Source organism: Corynebacterium sp. HMSC078H07, from assembly GCF_001812805.1.
GTDB lineage: Bacteria > Actinomycetota > Actinomycetes > Mycobacteriales > Mycobacteriaceae > Corynebacterium.
This window is the reverse complement of sequence record NZ_KV810477.1, coordinates 1-262: the sequence shown is the minus strand read 5'-3', so window position 1 is coordinate 262 and position 262 is coordinate 1. Positions and strand designations below refer to the sequence as shown.

Annotated in this window: 1 pseudogene; it reads right to left on the bottom strand. The window is 57.6% G+C overall.

Annotation, left to right across the window (positions count from 1 at the left end):
* Window positions 1-262: pseudogene (locus HMPREF2875_RS13820) on the bottom strand (HNH endonuclease); the annotation flags it as partial.

Genomic DNA, 262 nt, shown 5'->3' with positions numbered 1-262 from the left:
CAGCCCGACACGTCCCATCACGGCCCTCAACATACTTACGCACAAAATCCGACGGACGATAAGAATCAGAAGCTTTAGGCACCTGGCTTAAATCCCGCTCAACCACCGTGGCCGCTGGAGTATCCCCACCACGCCACCCATGGCCCTGAACAAAGACCGGTACCCCCTCCACATCAGACGCCTTATAAGTATGCACCACCACTTTCGCTGCTTCAGGCTCCAGGCTGCCCGACAGCAACAGCACCATGGCATCCGCCATGGA